18 protein-coding genes are annotated in these 21,489 nt (G+C 56.0%); 5 read left to right on the top strand and 13 right to left on the bottom strand.

Features of this window, described 5'->3' with window-relative positions; translation table 11 throughout:
• Position 1: 1 nt before the first annotated feature.
• The 5 genes from WD071_RS04675 to WD071_RS04655 form a co-directional block, all read right to left on the bottom strand.
• Positions 2 to 952 (bottom strand): PDZ domain-containing protein, encoded by a 951-nt coding sequence (locus WD071_RS04675; protein ID WP_368047181.1) that lies wholly within the window; start codon positions 950 to 952, stop codon positions 2 to 4.
• A 41-nt stretch (positions 953 to 993) separates the two neighbouring features.
• Positions 994 to 1,854: an ABC transporter permease subunit gene (locus WD071_RS04670; RefSeq protein WP_368047180.1), complete on the bottom strand. Its 861-nt coding sequence runs from the start codon at positions 1,852 to 1,854 to the stop codon at positions 994 to 996.
• The gene (locus WD071_RS04665) at positions 1,854 to 2,786 is read right to left on the bottom strand and encodes an ABC transporter ATP-binding protein (RefSeq protein ID WP_368047178.1); all 933 of its coding nucleotides are present in this window, start codon (positions 2,784 to 2,786) and stop codon (positions 1,854 to 1,856) included. Before WD071_RS04665 ends, WD071_RS04670 begins: the two co-directional genes overlap by 1 nt.
• A gap of 4 nt (positions 2,787 to 2,790) precedes the next feature.
• Complete coding sequence (locus tag WD071_RS04660) at positions 2,791 to 5,799, bottom strand: M16 family metallopeptidase (RefSeq protein ID WP_368047177.1); 3,009 nt, start codon at positions 5,797 to 5,799, stop codon at positions 2,791 to 2,793.
• A 96-nt stretch (positions 5,800 to 5,895) separates the two neighbouring features.
• Positions 5,896 to 6,642, bottom strand: coding sequence for a ferredoxin--NADP reductase (locus WD071_RS04655; protein WP_368047176.1), 747 nt, complete (start codon positions 6,640 to 6,642; stop codon positions 5,896 to 5,898).
• A 135-nt stretch (positions 6,643 to 6,777) separates the two neighbouring features.
• Here WD071_RS04655 and WD071_RS04650 point away from each other — a divergent pair, with 135 nt between their 5' ends.
• Positions 6,778 to 8,079, top strand: a complete 1,302-nt coding sequence (locus WD071_RS04650) for a dicarboxylate/amino acid:cation symporter (RefSeq protein ID WP_368047175.1) — start codon at positions 6,778 to 6,780, stop codon at positions 8,077 to 8,079.
• Between the two features lie 37 nt (positions 8,080 to 8,116).
• On the opposite strand, the gene WD071_RS04645 is transcribed toward WD071_RS04650, so the two are convergent.
• From WD071_RS04645 to WD071_RS04630, 4 genes are all read right to left on the bottom strand, one after another.
• The gene (locus WD071_RS04645; RefSeq protein ID WP_368047174.1) at positions 8,117 to 9,541 is read right to left on the bottom strand and encodes a hypothetical protein; all 1,425 of its coding nucleotides are present in this window, start codon (positions 9,539 to 9,541) and stop codon (positions 8,117 to 8,119) included.
• 103 nt (positions 9,542 to 9,644) lie between these two features.
• On the bottom strand, positions 9,645 to 10,550 hold the full coding sequence (locus WD071_RS04640; protein ID WP_368047173.1) for an outer membrane lipoprotein-sorting protein: 906 nt from the start codon (positions 10,548 to 10,550) through the stop codon (positions 9,645 to 9,647).
• The gene (locus tag WD071_RS04635; protein ID WP_368047172.1) at positions 10,547 to 13,312 is read right to left on the bottom strand and encodes an RND family transporter; all 2,766 of its coding nucleotides are present in this window, start codon (positions 13,310 to 13,312) and stop codon (positions 10,547 to 10,549) included. The genes WD071_RS04640 and WD071_RS04635 overlap by 4 nt, the downstream gene beginning before the upstream one ends.
• Before the next feature lie 105 nt (positions 13,313 to 13,417).
• A complete protein-coding gene (locus WD071_RS04630) occupies positions 13,418 to 13,783 on the bottom strand; it encodes a DUF4156 domain-containing protein (protein WP_368047171.1) in 366 nt (121 codons plus the stop codon).
• Positions 13,784 to 14,091: 308 nt separating this feature from the next.
• Here WD071_RS04630 and WD071_RS04625 point away from each other — a divergent pair, with 308 nt between their 5' ends.
• From WD071_RS04625 to WD071_RS04610, 4 genes are read left to right on the top strand one after another with little or no spacing between them, the layout of a single operon-like run.
• Complete coding sequence (locus WD071_RS04625) at positions 14,092 to 14,823, top strand: SDR family oxidoreductase (RefSeq protein ID WP_368047169.1); 732 nt, start codon at positions 14,092 to 14,094, stop codon at positions 14,821 to 14,823.
• The gene (locus WD071_RS04620; RefSeq protein WP_368047168.1) at positions 14,823 to 15,500 is read left to right on the top strand and encodes a nitroreductase; all 678 of its coding nucleotides are present in this window, start codon (positions 14,823 to 14,825) and stop codon (positions 15,498 to 15,500) included. Before WD071_RS04625 ends, WD071_RS04620 begins: the two co-directional genes overlap by 1 nt.
• A 29-nt stretch (positions 15,501 to 15,529) precedes the next feature.
• Complete coding sequence (locus WD071_RS04615; protein ID WP_368047167.1) at positions 15,530 to 16,018, top strand: hypothetical protein; 489 nt, start codon at positions 15,530 to 15,532, stop codon at positions 16,016 to 16,018.
• A gap of 5 nt (positions 16,019 to 16,023) precedes the next feature.
• A complete protein-coding gene (locus WD071_RS04610) occupies positions 16,024 to 16,599 on the top strand; it encodes a hypothetical protein (RefSeq protein ID WP_368047166.1) in 576 nt (191 codons plus the stop codon).
• A 113-nt stretch (positions 16,600 to 16,712) separates the two neighbouring features.
• Here the strand turns inward: WD071_RS04610 and WD071_RS04605 are convergent, their stop codons facing one another.
• The 4 genes from WD071_RS04605 to WD071_RS04590 form a co-directional block, all read right to left on the bottom strand.
• Positions 16,713 to 17,096 carry an ectoine synthase gene (locus WD071_RS04605; protein WP_368047165.1) on the bottom strand — a complete coding sequence of 128 codons (384 nt, stop codon included), beginning with the start codon at positions 17,094 to 17,096 and terminating at the stop codon, positions 16,713 to 16,715.
• A 57-nt stretch (positions 17,097 to 17,153) separates the two neighbouring features.
• The gene (gene ectB / locus WD071_RS04600) at positions 17,154 to 18,428 is read right to left on the bottom strand and encodes a diaminobutyrate--2-oxoglutarate transaminase (protein WP_368047164.1); all 1,275 of its coding nucleotides are present in this window, start codon (positions 18,426 to 18,428) and stop codon (positions 17,154 to 17,156) included.
• On the bottom strand, positions 18,425 to 18,985 hold the full coding sequence (ectA, locus tag WD071_RS04595; RefSeq protein WP_368047163.1) for a diaminobutyrate acetyltransferase: 561 nt from the start codon (positions 18,983 to 18,985) through the stop codon (positions 18,425 to 18,427). The genes ectB and ectA overlap by 4 nt, the downstream gene beginning before the upstream one ends.
• Before the next feature lie 251 nt (positions 18,986 to 19,236).
• Positions 19,237 to 21,426, bottom strand: a complete 2,190-nt coding sequence (locus tag WD071_RS04590; protein ID WP_368047162.1) for a PQQ-binding-like beta-propeller repeat protein — start codon at positions 21,424 to 21,426, stop codon at positions 19,237 to 19,239.
• Positions 21,427 to 21,489 lie beyond the last annotated feature (63 nt).

The raw sequence follows: 21,489 nt of genomic DNA, 5'->3' as shown, positions 1-21,489 counted from the left end.
GTCATTCCTCAATCAGTTCACCATAGTCACTGGCAGTGCGGAACAGGCCCAGTATATTGTACTCGCGCTCGGCGCCATTGCGCTGGAAGGAAAACAAGGAAAACAGGATCAGGTCACCCACTCTGATACGGGTCTGGTCCGGCTCTGCCGTGGATTCATAACTGAACAATGGCCACAGGCTTAGCCGGCTCAGTTTACGGCCCGGATGCCATAAATCAATGCCTTGGTAACGCACGGCATTGTCGCGGCTCACGCCAAGCGTGACACGATCGCCTGCTGTGTAGTTCTGTGCCAAGACAGTGACCAGTCCCTGCGCGGATTCTACCGGTCTGTTGTCGACCGTCAGAATGATATCGTTGGTGCGGATGTCGGCACTGGCCAGAGGGCTGTCATCAAACAGACGCACGACGCGTGCCCCTGATACCCTGCCGCCATCGCTGTCGCGCAGCAGCTCGGTGGTGAAACCGGCACGCAGCAGCACCGGGTCGGCGCGGTACAGTTCTACCGGCGCAGTTTGCTGGTCGGTCAGCGGTGTGACGTTCAGGGTCGCCATGAACACCGTGGTGTTGCGGCGCACCTCGAAGTCGAAGCTGCGCGCCTCGGTGGTCTGCACTGCCAGTGCATCGAGCACGTCGGGATGATTGCTGTCATCGCCGTCTATGCGCAGGATAACATCGCCGGCACGGATACCGGCGCGTTCGGCGGCACCACCGGGCGCGACAGCACGCACCCGGATGCCGGGCAAAACACTGATATTGGTCAGGGAGTCACTCTCATTGATGCCGCCGGTCAGGCCGAAATTAATGCCGGCTGTCTGCGGGGCGCCGGTGCCACCCGACAGCACAACATTCTCCGGTGACAACGACAGGGTCGGCACGCGTTGCAGTGGTTCATGGCTGACACATGCGCTCAGCGAGATCAGGCAAAGCAACACAGTATTGATTGACCGCATCTAACAACTCCCTTGCAAGCGCACCTTGCTGCATAGCACTTTCATAATTTCCGGTATCCAACCACCAGCAGGCTGAGGGTGACAAACACCAGCATTTGTGGCCATGGTGCCCACTGGTTGAGTTGCAGTGCTGCCGGATCAATCAGCACGTCAGAGAATCCGCGCACCAGGCGACCAACGTCGTTCAGATATGACTCGTTCAACAAGGAGGCTTGATAGGTGACATACAGGTAGCCGGAAAAATTCCCCATCAGTCCTTTAAAGATATCCAGTGCCAGGGTCAGACCAAGCGCAGCGGTAATCGCCTGGGTGGCATTCTGTGTGCTCACGGAAATAAGCGTGCCCAGTGCGATGGCTGCCGGCAGCGGAATCAGCGCCAGGGTCAGACCCGTGCGTATCTCGCGGTGAATCTCGTCAATGCCGATCAGTTCGTAACCATCTTCAACAACGGGGCCGAAGTCCCACAGACCATTGGCGGTCAGTATGGCAGCAGCCAGCATCAGTGCCACCGACAGGGCGCCCACGATGTGTGCGCATACCAGCTTAGCCAGCACCAATGCGCGTCTGCTGACCCGGCGGATCAATAAATGGCGCAGTGCACCGCTATCCTTGTCAGCCGCAAAACTCCAGGCGGCATAAGCAACCAGTGTCAGTCCGATCAGCGTCAGGCCGGTGGACATGGCATCTACCAGTGCGCCCCAGGCCGCAGCGCCGTCAACTGTGCCCTGATTGAACCCCTGACCTGTCAGCGCATCCCGCGCCTGTTCACCGGCACTGCGAAAACTCATCAACACCAGTTGCAGCGCGCTGATGACAGCGGGCAACAACACGACCAGGCGGGTCGGGTTGCTGCGCAGGGCAACAAACAATTCGGCTTTTAATGCCGTGATGAATCCATCCATCAGTGCGCCTCCACAACATCGTGGAACAGCTGGGTCAGACTTGGTTGTTGCATTTCCAGCCCCGACACAGACACACCCGCCTGCACCAGTGTGCGGTTAATGGTGGCTGCATCAATGTTGCTTACGGTCATGCTGAGGTAGCCCTGCGGATCGGCATTGTGATGAGTGATGTCACTGACGCCGGCGATGCCGGCGAGCAGGGCGCGGGCTTTGTCAGCCGGATCACAACGAATGCTGAGGCGGGCCAGCTCACTGTGAAACAGTGTATTGACACTGTCGCTGAGCACGATACGGCCCTGATGCAGAATGGCCAGGTGACTACAAATATTCTCCAGATAGGCCAGCTGGTGGCTGGATAACAGGAAGGTGGTGCCATGCTCGCGGTTGAGCTGCCGGATCAGCGCCAGCACATCCTCCACACCACCTGCATCAAGGCCATTGAACGGTTCATCCAGAACAATGAATTCGGGTTGGCCGATGAGCGCATGGGCGATAGAGGCGCGACGCCGATTGCCCAGTGACAGCTGTTTAATCTTGTATTTGCTGTAGCGGCTGATACCCAGCAGTGTTTCGACTTCAGCCGGCGTGCGCACGGGGTGATGACAAACAAGCCGGGCGTGCTCAAGCACCTGACGTACGGTGAGCGCAGGGTGCAGGCTGGGCGCGTCAAAAATGCCGACGACGTCGCCCCGGCCTTGCCAGAGTCGGGATGGATGTCGGCCCATAACCTGCAGTTCGCCAGCCTGGAAGGCCTGCATGCCCAGCACACACTCCAGGGTGGTGGTTTTGCCGGAGCCATTGAGTCCGACCAGCCCGTGAATGGCACCCCGCTGCACGGCAAGATTTAATTGCGTCAACACAGGTGTGTTGCCATAACGCTTGTCCAGCGCTGAAATCGACAACACCTGTTCGGCTGATCCGGCACCCGCCATGGCGCTACTCCACAAAAACGTCAGCAACCGTCAGTTCACGAATAGTACCCAGCTCCGCCAGTGCGTCCATGTCTATCCGGCTGGTGTCTCCAACGATGGAAATCAGTTTTGCACGACCCGCGACATGGGTCTGCTGAAACTGCAACAGCTGCTCCAGCGTCATTTCCTGCAGCTGGGCAAATCGCTGCCGACGCGGGTCACCGTTCAGGCCCAGCTGTTGCCAGGCATAGACTGTGCCCGGGATCTGCCGGAAACCAACGGTGGAGGTGCGGTAGCGGTTGAGCAGGGAATTCACAGCGTCCTCAAAACGGTCGCTGGAACGCGGCATGTTGTCGAACAGGTCTACAAAAACAGCGGTCGCCTCCACCGCCTTGTCGTTCTGAGAGCCGATAGCACCCAGCACCATCGTTTGTGCGTCAAGTCGACTGCCCTGGGCGTAGTTCGCGCCGGCCGAGTACGCCAGTGCGCGTGCCTCGCGCAACTCCTGAAACACCACACTGGACATGCTGGCGCCGAAGTAGCTGTTGTACACCGATGCGGGCACGACCAGGTCTTCCTGGTAGGTGCCGTCTGGGAATTCCAGGCGCACCTGTGACTGTGCGGTTTCCCGATGGATGACATAGATCTCGTTATCAGTGATCTGACGGGCACGACGGTATTGATAGGCGGGGGGCGCCAGCAGATCGGCGGGCTGATGGTGGTCGCGCAGGATGGCGGTGACTCGCTCCAGCGGCATTGAGCCGGTGTAGCTGATGCGGTGCTGATACTGTTGCAGACCACTGATCAGTGCAACCAGGTCGTCGAGCTCGACCGCTGCGATAGCGTCGCTGCTCATCGCCTGCAACATGGGAGACTCGTCACCATAGCGGTTATACAGATACAGCGCCTGACTGATCGCTTGTGGGTCTTCGCGTTGTTCGCGTCGGGCCTGCAGTATTGTCGCCTTCAGATCAGCAAATGTTTCCTCGTCGGCGCGGGGCGCGCTGATCAGTTCCAGCATCAACGCCAGTGATTCTTCAAATTGTGAGTCCAGACCCGTGATGACGATGCTGGTTTCATTGGCACTGCTGCTCAGGCCAAAATCACTGCCCAGGCGATACCATTCTTTCTGCAATTCCTCTGCGGACAGGTTTTCAGTCCCTGCTTTGCCCATCAGCGCACCGGCCAGACTCAGCAGGTCGTTCTCTTCGGTGCCGATATCGATACTGATGCTGAGCGTGAACAATTCGTTCAGGGGGTTGCGGGCGTAATACAGCGGTACATCCGGTGCATACCCGGTAATCTGGTAGTCACGATCCGCCTCCAGGAAAGTCGGCTCAATTTCTTCATAAGGCATGGCCAGAATCCGGGCGGCAAACTGTGACTGGCGGCTTGGGTCAATCTGCACCGGATCGATTTGTGGTTTGTCCACCGGCGGAATGACGGCAGGGCCGTCAACACGGTGCACGGCCACATAGTTATTATCGCCAAAGTACCGATTGGCAACGTCAACAATGTCCTGTCTTGTGACCGCTTCCAGCCGCGCCATCTGGTTGATGTGATAGTTCCAGTCGCTGTTGCTGAGGAATGCAGAGCGCATATCAGCCACGCGTGCTGTGTTTGATTCCAGCGCGCGCATGTTCATGCGCCGGAAGTCATTAAGAATGGCTGGCAGAATCCAGTCGTCGAATTCGCCGCGCTTGATGATATCCAGCTGTTCGAGCAACAAGGCCTCCACTTCCTCCAGTGACTGGCCTTCGCGAGGCACGCCCCACAAGCGCTGGGAGCCGTAGTCATTGAGAAACTCCGGTGACGAGCCGGCAGCCTGCACGCGCTGGCGCTGATTCAGATTGAGGTTGATCAGGCCGGCGGTACGATTGTCCAGAATCATGTCCAGCAGCATCAGTGCTTCCTGGTCGGGGTGAGCAACAGGCACTGTGCGGAACGCCATCTGCACTTCTTCCTGGCCAGGGTAGGTCACCGTGACACGCTCTATGTCGGTGATCGGCGCTTCCTGCCAGGATTGCGCCGGCGGCAGTGGTCTGGCTTCCCAGTCGGAAAATTCGTCGCTGATGACTTGCATGGTTTCTTCGATATCAATATCACCGCTGATAAAAATCGCCATGTTATTGGGCACATACCAGGTGTCGAAATAGTCCTGGATATACACCAGCGAGGGATTTTTTAAATGTTCGGCATCACCAATGGTGGATTGCTGGCCATAGGGGTGGTTCTTGTACAGCAGGTCCGCCAGTGCGTAATAGGAGATGCGGTCGCGGTTGTCCAGGGTCCGGTTTTTTTCCTCGTAGACCACTTCCAGCTCGGTGTGGAACATTCTGAACACCGGGTCAACAAAGCGGTCCGCTTCAATCGCGGCCCATTGTTGCAAGCGGTTGGCGGGCAGGCTTACTTTGTATACGGTTTCTTCGTGCCAGGTGTGGGCGTTCAGGCCGCTGGCCCCCATGCTGCTGTACAGCGTGTCGATTTCGTTGGGCACGGCGTACATCGCGGCCAATTGTGAAATGCGGTTGATTTCAGCGTAAATTTCGTCGCGGCGTTGTTCATCAGTTTCGCTGAAGTGTTGTTCGTATAACGCTTCTATCTGCTCAAGATGCGGTTGTTCTGCACTGTAATCCAGTGTGCCCAGCGACTGGTTGCCTTTGAACAGCAAATGCTCAAGATAGTGCGCCAGGCCGGTGGCATTGGCCGGATCCTGCTTGCTGCCCGCACGTACGGCGATCTCCGCATAGAATCGTGGCTCTTCGGGGTTCTGTGTCAGGTAGACACGCAGACCGTTATCAAGTTCGTAAATGTGGGCAGCCAGTGCATCATCAGGATGCGGCGGATAAATACGGGTGTAGGGTGTCGCACTCTGATCTGCGCCTGTGGTGGCAGCGCTGTCCGGCGATGCAGGGGGAGAGGAGTCCGGTGTGCAGGCGGCTAAAATTGTTGCCAACAGGGCGGCGCATAGCCTCGTCTGTTGCAGAGGCTGGCTGAGCAATCGGCTGAAAAGCGTTGATGGTGACGTGAACATGACAAAAGTCTCCGGAAAATACCTGCGGCAGCCCTCTAATGTATAGAAATTCCTGCAGAAATCCAGACCTGACGACAAGTCAGTAGCTGATGTCGCTTACCAGTAGCTTTCGTAGCTCAACTGCCCGGGCTGTCCCGGCCGGTTATCGCTGAATCCCCGGGCCTGCAGTATCCCGACAGCGTCTTTGATCATGCCCGGGTTACCACACAACATGACATGGCTGTCCTCAGGGCTGAGCCGGAAGCCCATGTGCTGCTCCAGCTCTCCGTTGCGCAGTTTGTCAGGGATATGCCCATGAAGTGTGCCTGCGCGCACTTCGCGGCTGATGAAAGGTAACAGGGAGAAGCGACCCGGATAACGCTGTGTCAACGACTCGAACAGTTCCCGGTACTGAAAATCGTCCCAGATGCGCGCGGCATAGACCAATGCGACGTGATCGAACATCTGCCATGGCTGGTCAGTTTTCAGCATGGAAACAAAGGGCGCTACACCTGTCCCGGTTGCCATCAGGCACAGGTTTTTGCCCGGCCCGGTGATGCCGGCCAGGGTCAGTGTGCCTTCCGGCTGCTGTTGTACCCAGACGACGTCACCTTCAACCTTTCGGGACAAAGCGCGCGACAGATCACCCTCGATCTGGGTATAAAAGAAGAATTCCAGCGGCTGCTCGTCTGGCCCGCTAAGGATGGAGTAGGGTTGAGCGACGCGCTCACCATCAACATCCAGCGCCAGGCTGGTGTACTGGCCGGCCAGAAAAGGGGCAATGTCAGCCTGGATGCGGAGTGAAAAAAGATTGTCTGTCCAGTGCGTGTTAGTGACTACCACGCCTTTGACCCAGTCTGTCATGAAGTCCTGCCTGCTGTGCGATCTCAATGTGACATTGTCGCATAAATGGAAATAATTGGCACTTCGTCAAGGATTTAGATAGTCTGTCCCGAAATCGATACCTTAAGACAAACATCACTAAAGAGGATGACAAAAGTGGCGGGTACAGCAAAAACTTTTACTCAAAAATGGTTTACGACACCGCTCTGGAAGCGGATCGTTCTGGCCCTGGTTCTGGGCGTGATTGTGGGTGTGATCTGGGGTGAAGGTGCGCAATCGATACGCTGGATCGGTGATCTTTTCATTCGTCTGATTCAGATGGTGGTAGTGCCACTGATTTTTATCACGATTGTATCCGGCGTGGTTGCCATGGGTGATCCGAAAAAACTGGGCTCACTGGGTATCAAGACGCTGGTCATGTATATGGGTACCACTGCGGTCGCCATCTCGGTCGGTTTGCTGCTGGCGGCCGTCATTCAACCGGGTGCCGGTGTTGACCTTACCGGTGGTACGCCGGGCGCACTGCAGGACCCGGTATCTTTTCGTGATCAGATGATGTCGATTGTGCCTACCAACCCGGTTGCCGCACTGGCCAACGGTGACGTGTTGGCGATCATCTTTTTTGCTGTGATATTCGGTATGGCCATTCTTGTGGTGGGCAAACCGGCCCAACCGATGGCGACGTTGATGGATGCGGGTGCGGACATCATGCTGAAACTGACGCACTGGGTCATGGAATTTGCCCCGTTTGGTGTATTCGCCCTGATTGCCTGGGTCGCCGGTACGCAGGGGGCAGCGGCGCTGCTCGACGTGGTGGCGCTGGCCTCTACGGTGATCATCGCCTGTATCGTGCATACCGTTGTGGTGCACAGCAGCATCATGAAGTTTGGTCTTGGTCTGTCGCCGGTCAAATTTTTCAAGGGTGCCAAAAATGCCATGCTGGTCGCGTTTTCTACCTCCTCGAGTATGGCGACACTGCCCGTCACCATGACGGCGGCGGAAGAAAACCTGGGCATCAAACCGGCCGTTGCATCCACCGTTCTGCCGCTGGGCGCAACCATCAATATGGATGGTTCGGCGATTTACGTTGGCGTGGTGTCGGTGTTTGCCGCGCAGGTATTTGGCGTTGAACTGGGCCTGGTCGACTATCTGCTGGTCGCGGCGACCACAACCATGGTTTCTATTGGCACGGCAGCGGTGCCCGGTGCCTCGGTGTTCCTGATGGCGGCAGTGATGGCAACCATCGGCTTGACGCCTGAGCAGATTGCGGTGGTGGTCGGGTTTGTATTGCCATTTGACCGCCCGCTGGACATGCTCAGAACCAGCGTCAATGTTACCGGCGACCTGTCGGTGGCGACTGCTGTGGCGAACTGGGAAAATGAATTCGATAAGGATGTATTTGATTCTACCGGGAAAAGCCGCCGTGCGGCTGTGTCGACAGCAGAAACAGATGTCTGATGCCGGTCAGCAGTCTGTCAGAAGGGACAACTGAGGGTCAGAAGGACCAACTGAGGGTCAGCCCCGCGCGCACGTCGCGATCCAGAAAGTAGAGCGCGTTATCGTCAGATGCGTGGGTCAGAATGAGCTGACCCGCCACTTCCCAGGCGTCGCTCAAGCGGTAATCAGCCATCAGGTTCAGTAGCACCTGGTCCCCGTCCAAAGCTGCCTGCACTGTGGTCGACAGCATCAGCTCCTCATTGCGCAGGCTATGACTGTAGCGCAACAGAGCGTTGCCTGTGGAGTCGCGGTTCAGCCATTGCATGGCATCTGTGTCCCGGGGCAAACCCACAAACCTTTGCGCCTGAATGCCCAGACTGATCTGGCGGGTGGCGGAAATGCCGTATTCGAAACCTGCCGCCATACTCAGGCGATTCTGTTCGTCCAGGGCTGGCAGCCACATGCTGCCGCCATCTCCGTCGGGTACCCGGCGCAAAGTATCCACGAACACACCATGGTTGTAAGCCAGGTCAAAGGTCAGCAGCAGTCGGTCAATGGCGCGGTTGGAACTGAAACCCAGCAACGCATAATCATTGATATGTGATTGTGCCCGATGGGTGCCGTCAATCGGAGGGGTGTAGCGTAATGTGTTTTCGTACAGCCATGCCGCCATCACGGCGATGTCACTGCCAGTGAATGAACGGTTCCAGCGGGTACCGGCTTCAAACAATTCTCTGTCGCGATCATGGCTGCCAAGCCGCAGAGGCTGGCCGTTGATCTGCACCGGTTCGGGAAACACGGGGCTGCCGGTTACCGGCACCGGGTCAAACTCCGGGTACAGGTTGATGAAGCTGGACCAATTGCCGTTGTCGCCAAAATGATCCCAGATCGCAAGCCACTGATTGAGACGGGCGTCCTCGATATCGATGATGGTCAGGTCGCGATACTCGGTGGTGTTGATCACATCAAGCACAGACATACCGATGGTCTCACCCCAGACAATGGTCTGCCGACCAAACGAAAAACTGTTGCGTTCGCCGCTGCGTTGCAGAAATAGCTCATTCAGGCGCCACTCCCAGCCATCACGCCCGGGATTGTCATGTTCGTAGTCGCCGGGCAGGTAGGCGCGCAATTGGCCGCTGCCCTGCAACAGCCAGCCGACGGCAAACGGATTCTGATAACGAATGTTCAGGCCCAGGCGGCTATTCTCCAGGCCCCGGTGTTGTGTGTCTGTTGTGCCGGCGGGTGTCCGGTATGTGTGTTTGCTGAGATGGGCAACCATCTGCTGGCTGAGCTGGAAGCGGAAATTGCCGGGATCTTCGGTGTCAGCGTCAAACAAGTCCGCACCATCAAACATGCTGTCGTCAAAGGCAGCCGCGTCAAACGCACTGCTATCAAAGTCCGGGCTGCCGAATTCGACATCGTCGGGGAAGTCGGCGTTATCGTCTTGCTGAGCTGACAGGCCGGAAAACGGAAATAGCAAGCAATAACAACAGGCGAGCTGGCGGCAAAATCTGCGTGCGCGGGTTGTTGGCAACAGTCCGGTCCTCAATTTTTCTGGTCCGTTCGCGGGCACTCCGTTGGTCTCAATCTACCTGTTCGCGAATCCGGCTGAGTTCGGCCTCACGGAACGCGACATCGGTCAGTGTGCGGGGGGTCAGGAAGTTCTCTGGCACATCGATACCGGAGTTGATTTCCAGAATCGCCATATTGGACAGTCGGTTGGCGACCAGGTTCATCATGGTCAGCGAACGCGCCGTCCACACACCATTAACCTGTTCAATGCGGGATGCCATCAAGCGTTTGATTTCGCGACCCTGGCGGTCATACATGTCTGCGCGCAGGACCACAAAACGTTCCTTGTCGATATACTGCACGGTACGTGCATACCGGGTTTTACGGGCGCGCTCGGCGTTGGGTATGGTCTCTATCACCCAGACCTCACGTCCCGATTCAGTGCTCTCTTCCAGGATATTTATCTCGTACTCTTCCAGTTTGCCGGTGTCCTGATCCTCGGTAGTGAACTCGGAACCAAACAGGGATGCAGATTCGGAATCATCGTCAGAGTTGCCGCTGGCAATGCGCTTGACCTGTCCCAATGCCGACAGGTAAAGCCAGGTCTCATTGTCACGCCCGGCATCATCGTATGAATAGCTGAGCATGCCTATGCCGCGCTCGGCAGCCGGTTCCAGCACAATCGAAATGGATTGAGTGTCACGGTTATCAACGCCGGTATTGATGCTGACCGACTCCAGGGCTTTGACCCGGGGGCGTTCGGCGCAAGTGATCTGATTGTTCTGCAGCCCGAACCGGCAGCTGGATAGCTGGATACGGTTAAAGGCGGCATCTGCAACAGCGCGCTGGTTATCTTCAGCGCGTTCAAGAATTTCCCGCCCGTTGAGTTGCGTGCTGTCTTGTGCGTGGGCGGATGCGATAAACGCAGTGGCAAAAAAAGCAGCGGCATACAGCATGCCGTTTAACGAAACTTTCATGCATTATCTCCGGCGTGTTTGCTGGTAATCCGGGCAGTGTTGTTGCTGCCAGTCAGGTCAAATTCCTTTATCGGACCTTTGAGCCCAAAGCGTGGTTTCAGTTTCATCAGTAGTGCGGGCAAAAGCAGCAGGTCACACAACAGGGCAACAAAAATTGCCAGCGCGCCAAAAATACCGATCTTGGCCATGCCCAGATACTCCGAGAAACCCAGAATAGCAAAGCCCAGACCCAGTATCATGGTTGTGAACAGAACAGCACGGCCCACATCCTGTACGGTGCTGTCCAGGGCCTGTTGCATGTCGCGCGTGCGCACAAGTTCGACACGGTAGTGTGTCATGAAGTGGATGGTGTCATCTACCGCTATGCCGATAATCACGGGTGCGATCAACAGGGTGTCGGTATCCAGCGGAATGTCCAGCAGCCCCATCAAGCCAAAGGCGAGCAGAGCCGGAATCAGGTTGGGGACAATGGAGATCAGGCCCGCCTGCACCGAGCCCAGCGTCACGATCATGATCACACTGATAACACCCAGGGCCAGCAGGAAACTGCTGTACTGTGATTGTGCTATTTCATCCATGGCGCGCATCATCAATGGTACCGAGCCGGTGACAGTAACTTCCAGGTCCGGAAACTGTGCCTGCAGTGGTGTGAACACGCTATCAATTTCCGCACCCAGCTCTTCAAAAAACAGTTGATACTGATATGAGCCAGCATTGTATGCATTGATAGTGATATGACTGCGACTGAAATCATCCGACACCAGGCTGCGCCGTTCTTCCGGATTGGCACTGTTGAACAGGTACATCAGCTGTGACACGGTGGTGGCGGAGTCGGGGATGCGGTAGAAGTCGGGGTTGTCCTGGTTCATTACCTGGTTGGTGTCTTTCACGATATTCGACAGCGAATAGGTCCGGGACACGTCATCCGGATAACGCGTCATGATCCGGTCCTGCAATTGCTCCATGGCGCGCAGCAATGCCGGCTCCATCAGGCCGTCGCTGATACCGCTGTCGATCATGATGGAAATGTTCTGGGCGCCAGCCATATGTTCATCAACAATGTTGTAGGCGATGCGTGGCGCGCTGTCCTGCCGGGTCAGCTCGGAAATATTGCTGTCAATCTGGACCTGACTGGTGCCGTAAACGGAGGCGACAAAAACGGCGGCAAATGCCAGCAGTATTGTCAGCGGCCGCCTGGCCACCAGTGGCGGGCAGGCGGCCAGCAGGTTGTCCTGCCAGCGCAGCACGGCCAACGCCAGTACGGCTATCAGAGCGATATACAGTGCCAGCGCAACACTGGTCAGCCACATCAGGGCCAGTATTACTGCCGCGCACATCAATCCCCGAATTGACCGGGGGCATTGTTGCCAGAATGCCAGGAGCGCGCCCGTGGGCTTGTTGCCTTTTTGGTCGGAGTCGGCGCCGGGGTGCCAGACACTGAGCAGAATTGGCAGCATCACCAGAGTGAAAAAGAATGCCATGAACACACCCAGGGCTGACATGGCACCAAACACACGGATCGGTACCAGGCCGGACGTGGTGAGCGCCAGCACACCGGCCATGGTAGTGATGGTTGTGACCATGATGGCCAGTCCGGTTTTGCGATAGGCACCGGTCAACGCGTCATCATGCTCCTGTCCCTGCTGACGGTAGACAAAGTACGCGCTCATGACGTGCACGCAGTCTGCTATGCCGACCGCGAACACCAGCAGCACCGTCAGTGAAATCATCGTTGACAGCGTTATCCCCAGGGCGACTGTTATACCCCAGGTCCAGGTCAGGCTGAGTGCGATGGTCAGAATTGACCACACAACAGCGCTGAAGGAGCGGAACAGGGTGCGCAGCAAAAACATAAAAATTGCGACCATGCCGACCGCCAGCCAGACGAATTGCTGCAGTACCTCATAGACCCAGGCCATCAACGGTGGATTGCCGATAGGGTAAAACTCCAGGGTATCTTCCACGTCGGCGTAAACGTCGCTGACGGCACTAAAAAAGCGCTGATATTCGATCATGTCAACAGTCTGGAAGGGGATGTCTTCCACGGTGGCGCTTTCATCGAAGTGAAGGTCAAAACTGCCATCGCCGGTCAGGTTGCCAAAATCGGTAAAAGAATCGCCAAGTGTTACATCACCCGCATTAACGGCAGGCTCAAAACCTTCGACGGGTACGGCGCCAAACGTGGTTTGCAGCATCAGGGCACCGAAGCGGCCGTCTGCGGAATAGAATGCCAGCCGGTAGTCGTCCTGCGCCATGGCTTCCTGACGGATCGCAGCCAGCTCTGCAGCGCTGTCCGGGATGGGATCCGGAACCAGGTTGTCAGACTGCAGGGTATCACCGTCAACTCGCTGGACACGCAGCGTGGTGATGGATTGCACCCGGCGTATCTGGTCAAGTTCCGTCAGATCAGCGTTGTAGTGCGCAGCGTTGAGGTCACGCCAGTTGCGCAGTTTATCGGTAAGCTCGTCTACCGCCCGCAGGGACTCAGCAGAAAACACATTGCCATCACGCGCTTCATATACCAGAAACACCGAGTCGTCGCTGCCGAACTGGGTGCGAAATGAATTCAGCGCTTCAATGGCCGGATCACGCTGGTCCAGGAAGCTGTCGATGCTCATGTCCAGGCTGGTGCGAGTGGCTATGCTGTAAACGCTGAGCGCAGTGCCGACCAGCAGCAACAGGCAAACCAGTGCCCTGTATCTGACCATTGTGCCAGGTGCCATGGCGAAAAAGCGGCTGAGCACCAGAAGCCCATTCTCCATCGGGAAAACTCCAGTACGTCCTGTTACCGCTTCACACAAGGACTGATTGATTTATTGTAATTGGCCGTGTTCTGTTGTGATGTTGCTAGATTGCCGGCTGTGTTTTCAACACCGGTAAATACCGAAGGTCTGGCGTCCTTCATCAATGGTTGATTCGGGCACTACCCGATTGCCGCCTATCTCGCCGGCTTCATTACGCGCCAGACTCACGAGTTCTTCCTGTAACCGATTGGCACCGCGATTGACGAATCCGATACTGTCCAGGGCATTGACGTTGGCAACACCGACGCGCTGGCAATTGCCTATGTCGGCAGCCGTGGCAAGACTGACACGTTCGCCCTCGGGAGTGATCTGAACCCAGCTGTTGCCGCAGGCTGCCAATATCAGGGCAATGGCGCCCAACATGGCAAAACGGGCACCGGTTTTTGTGCCAGTGTTCGCAGAATATTCAAGGTTGATTGACCTGCTCATACTAGATAGTCCTGTTGATACGCTTAGCCTCATGAAATACCCAAAGCCCCATCAAACATCAGGAGGCCCGTGATTGTTGCTGTCTGTATGCAGCCGACGAAATCAGGTGTCAGTCGACATTTATGAATGCATTCAGCAGCCTGTCTTACGCACAGTATTATCCTTGTTCTCAGGCAGTTAGCAACTGCCCGAATGGCTAAAAGATGTGCGTTACGTCACGGTTTTTGACACCGTGTCAGTGGTACCGGCGGGCCCGACAGCATTTGTGGTAATATCTCGCCATTCGCAACTTACGCTGGAGACGATTTATGCAGGCACCTGAAACCGTGCTGAACGGAAAAAATGTGGTGGTGATAGGCGGAACATCGGGTATTGGTCTGGCGACAGTGGTTGCCGCCAGCAAGCTGGGCGCCAGGGTATGGGCCTGCGGCCGGTCGGCCGAACACATGGAAAAAGCGCGAACTGCCACTGAAGGCAAGGTTGAGTTGGTGCAGCTGGACACCCACGATGACGCGGCGATGACTAAATTGTTCACCGAAATCGGCCATATTGATCATCTGGTGTCTGCAGCAACCGGGGGAACACGCACCCTGAAACCGTTTGTCGAACAGACCGAGGAACAATTTCAGGCCGCCTTCGGCAAATTGTGGGGTTATGCCAAAGTTGCCCGCATAGGAGCCCCCTTTGTTGCCAAAGATGGCAGCATTACCTTTGTCAGTGGTGCACCTGCGCGGCGCTTCAAACCCAATATGTCGGCGCTGAGCTGTGTCGGCGGGGCGGTTGAGAATATGGTGCGTTGTCTGGCGGTCGAGCTTAGCCCGGTCAGGGTCAACGTGGTGTCCCCCGGCATTATTGACACCGCGCTGTTTGACTGGATGGGTGCGGAGAAGTCAGAGCGCGTTGGTGCCATGACGCAAGGGCAGCTGGTGCGCCGTATCGGGCGTCCGGAAGAGGTGGCCAGCGCGCTGGTTTACCTGATGCTCAATGGTTATGCCACCGGAACGACCGTCGATGTCGACGGCGGGCAGTTGTTAAGCTGATGAGTGACATGACTCTGCATGATGCAATACATCAGCGTCGCTCAGTGCGCGGCTACCTGCCGGACGCAATACCCGATGAGGTACTGACCCGGATTTTTGAGCTGGCACAATTGGCGCCGTCCAACTGCAATGTCCAGCCCTGGAAGGTTTTTGTTGCCACCGGTGAATTGCGTGACCGTCTCAGCGCGGAAATGCAGCGCCGGGTAATCGCGCGCGAGCCCGCTAACCCGGATTATGAATACCGGGGCGACTTTGACGGTGAGTACCGCAAACGCCAGGTGGAGTGCGCCGTTGCCCTGTACTCGCAAATGGGCATTGAACGCCATGACCGGGAAGGTCGCGAGCGCGCGGTGCTGCGCAACTTTGAGTTCTTTGATGCGCCGTATATGGCGTTTATCGGAATGGACAGGGCCTTTGGCACCACGGTAGCAATTGATGTCGGGATGTATGCGCAGAACCTGATGCTGGCGATGGTAGCCAATGGTGTGCATAGTTGCCCGATGGGTACCATGCGCAACTACCCGGAGCTGGTACGCGATGCTTTTGGTCTGGGTGATGAAACCCGTATACTGTTCGGACTGGCATTTGGTTATGAAGATACCGCAGTGCCAGCCAATCGCACGCGCACTACACGCGAACCGACATCGGCCAGTGTTTTTATAAAAAGTGATTCATAAAAAAATAATTAAAAGCCCGAGGGCACCGAATGCGTTTCAAACCTGTCATCCTGATCTACGACATTGATAATCGTCTGGTAGACGACGTAGCTGCGGAAATCGGTATCACCGGAAAGTACACCAGCATCAATACCTATAATGAAAGCAATGCCATGGATGCGGTACATCAGTACGACCGCGGTTTTGGCTGGTTGACCAACAAGCTGGCGTGCATCATTACCGGCTGGAACAGTCACAAAAAACCCAGAGATCAGTTTCTGTATCGATTGCGAGCGCTTGAGCGCAAGAGTCCACTGCGTGATCCGTCGCCGGTTGTCATTATCAGTGAAGATCACCGCCGGGACCTGAAACAACGAGCGCTTGAGCCCGAAGACGGTCATGTCGCAGGCTACCTGCATCCGGATGACTTCAGAGCGTCGCTGGCAGGCCTGCTGGAAAAAATCGTTTATGACGATCAGGCCGAGGCGCTTAACAGACAGGCGCTGGCCGCTTTTCTGGCTGACCAGGACACGGAGTAGGTCCCTTGTCCAAATTCGAGTTCATCATGATGTTTGTCTCGGTCGTGGTCGCATTTGCCATGGCTGAGTTGTTGATGGGCTGGGGCAAAATCATCCGTGCCCGCCACCGTGTCAGCCATCCCTGGTTACTGGCGGGCTGGTCGTTCTGGCTGCTGATCATTATCACCTATCATTACCTGGGGTTCTGGGAATATCAGGTCTACGATTTTACCAAGGTGGCGCCGATGGTACTGTTCCTGGCGGCGCCCATCATGATGGTGTTGCTGACCTTTGTGCTGACACCGGAGTTGCGCTATTACCAGAAAATGGACCTGGAAGAGCATTACTTCCAGACCAAGAACTGGTTTTTTTGTATGGTGATCATATTTCTGGTGCTGGCGCGGGCATCAGACCCCTTGCTGCCCGATTTTGCCGAGTCCTGGATGCGTCGTTCATTGGGCACCGTGCTGGTCAGTCTGTCGGTGATCTGGCTTCTGTTTACCAACAATCGCGCAATACACTATGGTCTGTTGTTGTTCAATCTGGTTTATCTGATTCTGGTGTCCAGCATTATTCCCGTCACCGGCCTGACTGCTTTTTAGCGGACCGGCACTGGCAGCGCTCAGCTGGGATAAATCAGCAGGCATAAATCAGCAGACAAAAAAAGCCCGCCCCTGATACGGTCAGGGGCGGGCTTTTTTATTGCTTTCAGCGCTTACGATGAGGCGGGATAGGCGCCATCAGCATCGTGTACTTCACGGCCGGTGACCGGCGGATTGAAGACACAGGCCAGACTCAGCTCTTCATGGGCATAAAGAATATGCTTGTCATGCTTGTCCAGCACGTACAGCGTGCCCGGCGTTATGGCGTGTGTTTTGCCAGTGCCCAGATCTTTGATCTCACCTTTACCGGAAATGCAGTACACCGACTCCAGGTGGTTCTTGTAATGCATATGGGTTTCGGTGTCGGCAAAAATGGTTGTGATGTGGAACGAAAAGCCCATGTTATCGTCTGCCAGCAGCATGCGAACACTCTGCCAGGTTTTTGATTCCACACGACGATCGCTCTGTTCACAATCCTTCAGCTGTCTAACTATCATACTGTCATCCTTTCAGGTTTTGAATTCAGGGTCCGGGTCCAATGCTCAGTCAGCGATTCAGGACGCTATGCTGAGTTCTTTCTGGAATGTATGCGCGACCGCTTCTTCCAGAATATCCAGGCCCTTGTCCAACTCTTCCATGGTGATGATCAACGGGCACAGGCATTTGACAACCTGACTGTCGGCGCCGCTGGTTTCGATGACCAGGTTTTTGGTAAAGGAGTACTTGCAGATTTTACCAGCCAGTTCACCGTCCCGACATTCAAGACCCTGCATGAAACCGCGGCCTTTGGCCTTGATCAGCTTCTTGTCATACTTGCCGGCGATTTTTTTCAGCCGCATGGTCAGGTGTGCAATTTTTTTCTGCACGTCGTTCTGGAATTTGTCGTCTGACCAGAATTCTTTTAATGCTGCATTGGCGGTGACAAAGGCGTGGTTGTTGCCACGGAATGTACCGTTGTGTTCGCCCGGCTTCCAGGTGTCAAGTTCAGGTTTGATCAGCGTCACCGCAAAGGGCAGGCCATAACCACTCAGCGATTTCGACAGCGTAATCAGGTCCGGTTTGATGCCTGACTCTTCAAAGCTGAAGAAGCGGCCCGAGCGACCACAACCGGCCTGGATGTCATCGGCAATCAGAATAATGTCGTGTTTGCGGCACAGCTTTTCGATGGCGCGCAGCCATTCATTGCTGGCCACGTTCAGACCACCTTCACCCTGAATGGTTTCCAGGATTACCGCAGCCGGTTTGTCCAGACCACTGGATGAATCTTCCAGCAGGTTCTCGAAGAACTTCACTGTATCAAGCTCTTCACCCATGTAGTTGGAGTACGGCAGATGCGTCACGCCGCCCAGCGGAATGCCCGAGGCATCGCGGTGGTGTGAGTTGCCGGTTGCTGCCATCGCGCCCAGCGATACCCCATGGAAGCCGTTGGTAAAGGCCACGATGTTGTGTCGGCCGGTGACATTACGGGCAATCTTCAGTGCAGCCTCGACCGCGTTGGTGCCGGTCGGTCCGGTGAACTGAACCATGTAGTTCATGTCACGTGGCTTGAAGATCAGCTCACTCAAATTGGTCAGGAACTCTTCCTTGGCACTGGTGTGCATGTCCAGACCGTGAGCAATACCGTCACGCTCGATGTACGCGAGCAATGCTTTTTTCAGTACCGGATTGTTATGACCATAGTTCAGCGTGCCTGCGCCGGCCAGAAAGTCCAGGTAGGCTTTGCCGTCTGTGTCATAAAGATAGGCGCCCTGGGCTTTGTCGAAAATCACCGGGAAGGCGCGTGCGTAACTTTGTACTTCGGATTCGATATCCTGAAAAATGTCTGTCATTTCTGTTCTCCATCGAGGGTGTCTTTGCTAAGAGGGCCAATGCGCAATTTGTATTCTGTGTCGTGCAGGTTGAGGAAATGTCTCTGCCTGTCAAACATGACAGATTCCTCAATGCCGCAGTCGTTGCGTCGGGCCAGAGCAGCAAACATCGCACGTGATGCGGCGTTGTCGCTGGTGACTGTGGTTTCCACGTAGCGAACTGATTCACATGCCCTGGATGCCACAATGGCATTCAACATGCGGCCGGCCAGGCCTTGTTTTTGCGCGACCGTGTCTACCGCTACTTGCCAGACAAACAAGGTGTCTGGCTGTTCGGGCGGGATGTATGCTGTTACCAGCCCGACGATATCCTCACCCATGGTGGCAACAATACTGGTCTGCGAAAAGTGCGTGCAGATGGCCAGATAGCAGTACAGGGAGTTATCGTCCAGAAACGCACTTTTGCGAATCAGATTATGGACCGGCGCACCATCTTCCGAGGTCGGGGTGCGTAATTGAATGCTTTGTCGGGGGTCGGGTCTTTCTTGAAGCGCTGGCGCTTCTTGAAATGTAGTCATAACAACTGGTCTATTTCCCTTTTGTTAATGAAAGTTTGATTCAGAGTGGATGTTTTCTGCTTATAGTTTTTATTTATGAATAATGAAAACGTGATAATTATATCAAAATAGTGCCTTGATGTCTAAACCACTTGGTCGGCTGCTCTTTGACAGGGTAAAAGCCAGTGCAGAATACAGGGCAAAAAAAAGCGGCACCTTTGCCAGGCACCGCTATTGGTATAGCCTTGAGAGCAGGCGTCTGCCCGATGGGTTCAGTCAGGCAGGGTCAACGCTACAAACTGCGCCGGGCCGTCGCCACTGACTGACATGACAATATACTGTTTACCTTCATGAGCATAAGTCATCGGCAGGCCAGTCTGCGAAGCGGGCAGGTCTATTTCGGCAATGATTTCGCCGGTCGCCTTGTCATGCGCCCGGAATACAGGGTTGCCACCTTGTCCTTCACCGGCAAACAGCAGGGTTTTGGTTGCCAGCAGGCCGGCGCGCGTGGGAATGCCGGTGCGTTCCAATTCGATGCCCTCCAGCAAGGGATGATTGGCGATACGCTCGGGCGTGTCGGCGTTTGCGATCCACCAGGCCATCTCGCCGCTGGTCAGATCCAGTGCCGTGATGCGGCCCCACGGTGGCTGCACGATGGGAATGCCATCAACATTGGGTGTGCGCGCCGGGCCCTGGATCCAGTCGACCGTTGAGAATTCAGCGCCGGGCACCAGTGATAACACAGCCACGTCAGTACGTGAGGGGATATATATCATACCGGTATCGGGGTCGTAAGCGGCGCCTTCCCAGTTCGAACCGCCCAGTGTACCGGGCAGGCTCAGTGTACCGATGGTGCCGTCTTCCGCCTCAGCCAGCGATGCCGGCTGAAACAGAGGGCCCATCCGATAGGGTTTGACCGCTTCTTTGGCTTTGGCCAGAATTTCCGGCGTGAAGTTCACCAGATCATCTTCACCAAAACCCTGGCGATCGTAAGCCGGTGGTTTGGTCGGGAACAGCTGCGTGTCGGCCGTCCACTCACCGGGTACATCGGATTGGGGCACCGCGCGTTCTTCCATTTCCCAGATTGGCTCGCCGGTTTCGCGATCCAGCACATAGGCGAAAGACTGTTTGGTCATCTGCACCAACAGCTTGCGCCCGTCAGGCAGATCCGCCAGCACTGGCGCAGACGGCGTGTCGTAGTCCCAGATGTCATGTCGCAGATGCTGGAAATACCATTGGCGTTCGCCGGTGCGGTAGTCGACCGCCACCACCGAGCCGGTAAACAGGTTGTTGCCCGGACGATCACCGCCGAAGCGGTCACCGGTGCCCGATTCAACCGGCAGATAAACCAAGCCCAGCTCAGGGTCTGCCGACATGGCCGTCCAGACACCACCATTGCCCGTGTGTCGGGCTGAACCGTCAAGCCAGGTGTCATAACCCTCTTCGCCTTCAACCGGGATATTGCGATGAGTCCACAGCAACTCGCCGGTGCGGATATCAAACGCGCGGACATCACCTTTGACGTTGTCTGCGGTAGGCGGGCGCATACTGACCTGATGCGCAGCACCCACGACCAGCACGTCTTCAATCACAATCGGTGGAAAGGTCAGGGTGATGTCGCGGTCATCGCGTACGTCGGTGAAACGCATGCCGTCCATCAGGTCCAGCGTGCCACCGTTGCCGAACGATTCGACCATGCGTCCGTCGCGTGCATCGAGGGCCACCAGATAATATCCAGGGGTCACTACAAATATGATTTCCTGTTCGCCGTCAGTCCAGTAGGCAACCCCCTTGCCGGAGTTCTTGCGCGGCGAATCATCAAAGCGCTGGCCTTCCTGAGGGCGCCACATCCATAGCGTCTGACCAGTACCCGCATCAATGGCCACCACGTTGCGGGTGGTGCCCACAGTGGCGTAAAGGACGCCGTTAGCCATGATCGGAGAGGTTACGTTAAGACCTTCCGGGCGTGGTCCGAAGTTGGCGCCTTGCCAGGTCCAGGCGATTTCAAGGTCATCAACGTTGTCGGCATTGATCTGTTCCAGTGGCGAGTAGCGATTGGAATTCAGTCCGCCATTCATGCTGGTCCAGGGATAGTACGCCGGTCCCGCACCTGCTGCCCCGCGCTCAATGTTGAGAGATGCCAATTGCGGCAGCGTCATGCCATCCCCTATACGGACGGCATTTGCCATCTGCAGGACATACGCAGTCAGGTCCAGGTACTGATCCGGGCTCAGTGATCCCGGGGTCTCCGCAGGCATGGTGGCCATGATTTCACTGTGCAGTTCGCTGGCGGGGCGGCCCAGCCAGTCGTTGCTGATGCGCATTTCAATATCAGCCTGCACATGGCAACGGGCGCATTCGGACTGAAACAGGGTGGCACCACGTTCGACCGACGCTGTCTGCGCTAGCGCACTTACAGACGCCAAAACGGGTAATATCATGAGCAGCAGAAATCTGATCAAGCGGACTCTCCTCTTTCCTGGGTTCGGATGACGATGTTTTTCCGGGGAATTTTTCTAATTATT

Origin of the sequence: Pseudohongiella sp. (assembly GCF_040877505.1) — a bacterium.
Lineage (GTDB): Bacteria > Pseudomonadota > Gammaproteobacteria > Pseudomonadales > Pseudohongiellaceae > Pseudohongiella.
Note: the sequence above shows the minus strand (reverse complement) of the source record. Positions and strands in the feature narration are given on the sequence as shown.